Raw genomic sequence first — 4,460 nt, 5'->3', positions numbered from 1 at the left:
ATTACCGATTTCCGCACCGCCGGCCGCAGCAACCCCATCATGTCGCCGCTGGCCAAGGCCTTGTCGGATGAAGACGTGAAGAACATCGCCGCCTACCTCAACGCCCAGGCCCCGAAGCCGGGCGCCGCCAAGAGCAAGGACACCCTTGAACTCGGCAAGCAGATCTGGCGCGGCGGCATCGCCTCCAAGAACGTTCCGGCCTGCGCCGGTTGCCACAGCCCGAACGGCGCCGGCATCCCTGCACAGTATCCGCGTCTGGCAGGCCAGCATCAGGATTACACGGTGACCGAACTGACGGCTTTCCGCGGCGGCACGCGCAGCAACAGCCCGCAAATGACCACCATCGCGGACCGCTTGTCGGACAAGGAAATCAAGGCTGTGGCAGACTACATCGCCGGCCTGAAGTAAAGAATCAGATGTAAAAAATACAGGTAGCAACAAACTGGAGGGGGTGGCTGCGAAGCCGCCCCTTTTGCATTTTCGCCCTGCCAGGCCAACTCAACGCGGCAGGCGAGGCAGCCGCTGAGAACTGCACCGCAAGCAGCAAAACAAGCAGCATCGGGCATCGATAAAGGTAGCACTTATGACAGGCAGTACCGCAGGCATCCAACTGAAGACCCGCCAACGCTGGGTCGCCGAAGTCGTCGAGTTGTTTTCCTCCATGCGCTTTGCCATCAGCCTGCTGACGCTGATCGCCGTCGCCTCCATCATCGGCACCGTGCTGCAGCAGAACCAGCCGATGCCGAACTACGTCAACCAGTTCGGGCCGTTCTGGTTCGAGGTGTTCGGCAAGCTCGGCCTGTACGCCGTGTATTCGGCCTGGTGGTTCCTGCTGATCATGGGTTTCCTGGTGCTGTCGACCTCGCTGTGCATCGCGCGCAACGGTCCCAAGATGCTCAAGGACATCAGCAGCTGGCGTGAAAACGTGCGCGAGCAATCGCTGCGCAATTTCCACCACAAGGCCGAATGGACTGCCGCCACGCCGGTGGCCGGGATGGCGCAGCAACTGGTGCAGCGCATCGGCGCCAACGGCTACAAGGTCAAGCTGCTGGAAAAAGACGGCGCCACATTGATCGCCGCCAAGAAGGGCGCGGCCAACAAACTGGGTTACATCTTCGCCCACTCCGCCATCGTCATCATCTGCCTGGGCGGGCTGCTCGACTCCGATCTGCCGATCCGCTTCCAGCAATGGTTCTACGGCAAGACGCCATTTGCCGGCAACGGCGTGATTTCGCAGATCCCGGCCGAGCATCGGCTGGGCCTGGGCAATCCGACCTTTCGCGGCAACACGCTGATCCCCGAAGGCGCCAGCAGCAGCACCGCCATCATCCCGCAGCAGAACGGCGTGATGATCCAGGACCTGCCGTTCACGATCCAGTTGAAGCGCTTCGTCATTGATTACTACTCGACCGGCATGCCGAAGTTGTTCGCGAGCGACGTGATCGTGCGCGACAACGCCACCGGCAAGGATTTTGCCGCCACCATCAAGGTCAATGAGCCGCTGATCTATAACGGCATCGCGGTCTACCAGTCGAGCTTCGAGGACGGCGGCAGCAAGCTGCGCCTGACCGGCCACGCCATGACCGGCGCCGACGACAAGCGCTTCGAGATCGCCGGTGAAGTCAACGGCAGCACGCCGTTGTCGGCGGCCAAGGACAATGAATACACGGTGGAATGGAGCGGCTTCCGTCCCTTCAACGTGGAAAACATGAACAACAACGGCAACAACGCCAATAGCGGTAACAGTGGCGATGTCCGCAGCGTCAACAAGAGTGTGAACAAGTCGTTCGCCGACGGCCTCGACAAGCACCTCGGCTCTGGCGCCAAGAACGCCAACAGCAAGGACCTCAAGAACGTCGGCCCGAGCGTGCAATACAAATTGCGCGACAAGACCGGCCAGGCGCGCGAGTTCCTGAACTACATGCAGCCGGTGCAGGTCGACGGCGCTTATGTCTTCCTGGCGGGCGTACGCGACATGCCGGACGAGCCATTCCGCTACCTGCGCATTCCGGCCGATGACGAAGACAGCGTCGACGAGTGGATGCGCCTGCGCGCCGCGCTGGCCAATCCGGCCTTGCGTGCCGAAGCCGCCGCACGCTACGCGCGCCAAGCCATGAAAGGCGACGACGCCAATGCCCGGCAACTGCGTGACCAGGTGCAGCAATCGGCCTTGCGCGGCCTGAGCATTTTCGCCGGCGACGGCAAGGAGTCGGGCTACATCGCGGTCTCGCGCTTCATCGAGAAGATCCCCGCCGCCGAGCAGGAAAAGGCCGCCGACATCTTCATGAAGATCCTCAACGGCAGCATGTGGGAGTTGTGGCAGGTTGCGCGCGAGAAGGCCGGCCTGAAAGCCATGGGCACCGACGAGAAGCATGCGCGTTTCCTGCAACTGGCGATCAACGCGATGGCCGACGCCGGCTTCTACCATGCGCCGGTGTACCTCAAGCTGAACGGTTTCGACGAGATCAAGGCCTCGGTGTTCCAGGTCACGCGTTCGCCGGGCAAGAAAGTGGTCTACCTGGGCTGCCTGTTCCTGGTGCTGGGCGTGTTCTCGATGCTGTACATCCGCGAGCGCCGCCTGTGGGTCTGGATCCGTCCGCAAGCCGGCGGATCGCATTCATTGATGGCCATGAGCACCCAGCGCAAGACGATGGATTTCGAGAAGGAATTCGAATTACTCAAGGCGAAGCTGACGCAAACGGCGTAAGCTAGCGTCGGACATAATATGGGCATGGGCGTTTATCGCTTATGCCCGCAACGACATATCTCCCGCACGCTAGACGGGTAGGATGTCGCAGGGCCTGATGCCGCGACGATGCGCGGCGGCCCCAGGATTGAACTGGAGATCGTAATGGAATTGAGCCAAACCCACGCCCGCGCCGAGTTGCAGGATATCGGCTTTTTCAAGCGCCTCAGCGTGCTTGACTGGATTTACGCGGCCGCGTTGGTGGCGGCGTCGCTGTTTGCGCTGAGCCGCTACGGCGGCCACATGGATTACTACGAAAAGGCCGTCCTGCTGCTGGCGGCGCCGACCTTCGCCTGGCTCGGCTGGCACTGGAAATCGGTGCGCTGGCTGATGGCCTTGCTGGCGGTGCTGGCGCTGTCTGCAATCGCCATGTACGGCGGCGCGCTGGACATGGCCGACAAGAAATTCTTCCTCAAATACCTGCTTTCGAGCCAGTCGGCCATCCTGTGGATGAGCGCACTGTTCGTGTTGTCCACGCTGTTCTACTGGGTCGGCCTGGTGGCGCGCTCCGGCACCGGCGCCGCGCTCGGTTCCAAACTGTGCTGGGCGGCGGTGGTGCTGGGCTTTACCGGCATGCTGGTGCGCTGGTACGAGTCCTATCTGATCGGCCCGGATATCGGCCACATTCCGATTTCCAATCTGTATGAAGTGTTCATCCTGTTCTGCATGATCACCGCGCTGTTCTACCTGTATTACGAAGAGCGCTATGCCACCCGTCAGCTCGGCGCCTTCGTGCTGCTGGTGATTTCGGCGGCGGTCGGTTTCCTGCTGTGGTACACGGTCTCGCGCGACGCCGCCGAGATCCAGCCGCTGGTGCCGGCGCTGCAAAGCTGGTGGATGAAGATCCACGTGCCGGCCAACTTCATCGGCTACGGCACCTTCGCGCTGGCGGCGATGGTGGCGGTGGCCTACCTGCTCAAGTCCAAGGGCTACCTGGAAGACCGCCTGCCGTCGCTGGAAGTGCTCGACGACGTCATGTACAAGGCCATCGCGGTCGGTTTCGCCTTCTTCACCATCGCCACCATCCTCGGTGCGCTGTGGGCGGCCGAAGCCTGGGGCGGCTATTGGTCCTGGGATCCGAAGGAAACCTGGGCGCTGATCGTCTGGCTCAACTACGCAGCGTGGCTGCACATGCGCCTGATGAAGGGCCTGCGCGGCCAGGTTGCGGCCTGGTGGGCGCTGGTGGGATTGCTGGTCACGACCTTTGCTTTCCTCGGCGTGAACATGTTCCTGTCCGGCCTGCATTCCTACGGCGAACTGTAAGCGAACCGCACCATGACAACAGCACTGCCCGGCATTGACCTGATCCTGTTCGACTGCGACGGCACTCTGGTCGACAGTGAAATCGTCGCTGCCGACGCCTGGGTCGAGCACAGCGCGCGCTTCGGCGTCAGCATTACCGCGGTCGAGGCGCTGGAGAAATTCAAGGGCGTCAACATGGCCGACTGCGTGGCCGAGATCGAACGCCTCGCCGGCAGTCCCTTGCCGGCCAGCTTCGTGACCGAGTTGCGCGATCTCATGGCGATCATGTTCCGCGCCCGCCTGCAGCCGATCGCCGGCGCGCTCGAGCTGGTGCAGTCGCTGGCCGTGCCGTTTTGCCTGGCGTCCAATGCGCCGCGTGACAAGATCGAGCTGTGCCTGCGCGTGACCGGCATGCTGCCGTATTTCGAGGGCCGCATCTACAGCGCTTACGACGTCCGGAAATGGAAGCCGG

The 4,460-nt window shown here is 62.3% G+C and carries 4 protein-coding genes; all 4 read left to right on the top strand.

Annotated features, from left to right (window positions below; genetic code table 11):
* Nucleotides 1–408: c-type cytochrome (locus HLUSI_RS0121885; RefSeq protein ID WP_016836002.1), on the top strand; the 408-nt coding region annotated here is incomplete at its 5' end.
* Nucleotides 409–583: 175 nt separating this feature from the next.
* Nucleotides 584–2,707 carry a cytochrome c biogenesis protein ResB gene (locus HLUSI_RS0121880; RefSeq protein ID WP_016836001.1) on the top strand — a complete coding sequence of 708 codons (2,124 nt, stop codon included), beginning with the start codon at nt 584–586 and terminating at the stop codon, nt 2,705–2,707.
* Nucleotides 2,708–2,851: 144 nt separating this feature from the next.
* Nucleotides 2,852–4,009, top strand: a complete 1,158-nt coding sequence (gene ccsB, locus HLUSI_RS0121875; protein ID WP_029363876.1) for a c-type cytochrome biogenesis protein CcsB — start codon at nt 2,852–2,854, stop codon at nt 4,007–4,009.
* Between the two features lie 12 nt (nt 4,010–4,021).
* The coding region (locus tag HLUSI_RS0121870; protein ID WP_016835999.1) for an HAD family hydrolase at nt 4,022–4,460 on the top strand (439 nt) is incomplete at its 3' end.

Origin of the sequence: Herbaspirillum lusitanum P6-12 (genome assembly GCF_000256565.1) — a bacterium.
Classification (GTDB): Bacteria; Pseudomonadota; Gammaproteobacteria; order Burkholderiales; family Burkholderiaceae_D; genus Herbaspirillum; species Herbaspirillum lusitanum.
The sequence above is the reverse complement of the archived record's forward strand: the minus strand, read 5'-3'. Positions and strand labels throughout refer to the sequence as shown.

What these genes read in the sequence shown, in the direction of transcription:
- HLUSI_RS0121880 (WP_016836001.1), top strand. Translation starts at nt 584, where the DNA reads ATGACAGGCAGTACCGCAGGCATCCAACTGAAGACCCGCCAACGCTGG.
- ccsB (WP_029363876.1), top strand. Translation starts at nt 2,852, where the DNA reads ATGGAATTGAGCCAAACCCACGCCCGCGCCGAGTTGCAGGATATCGGC.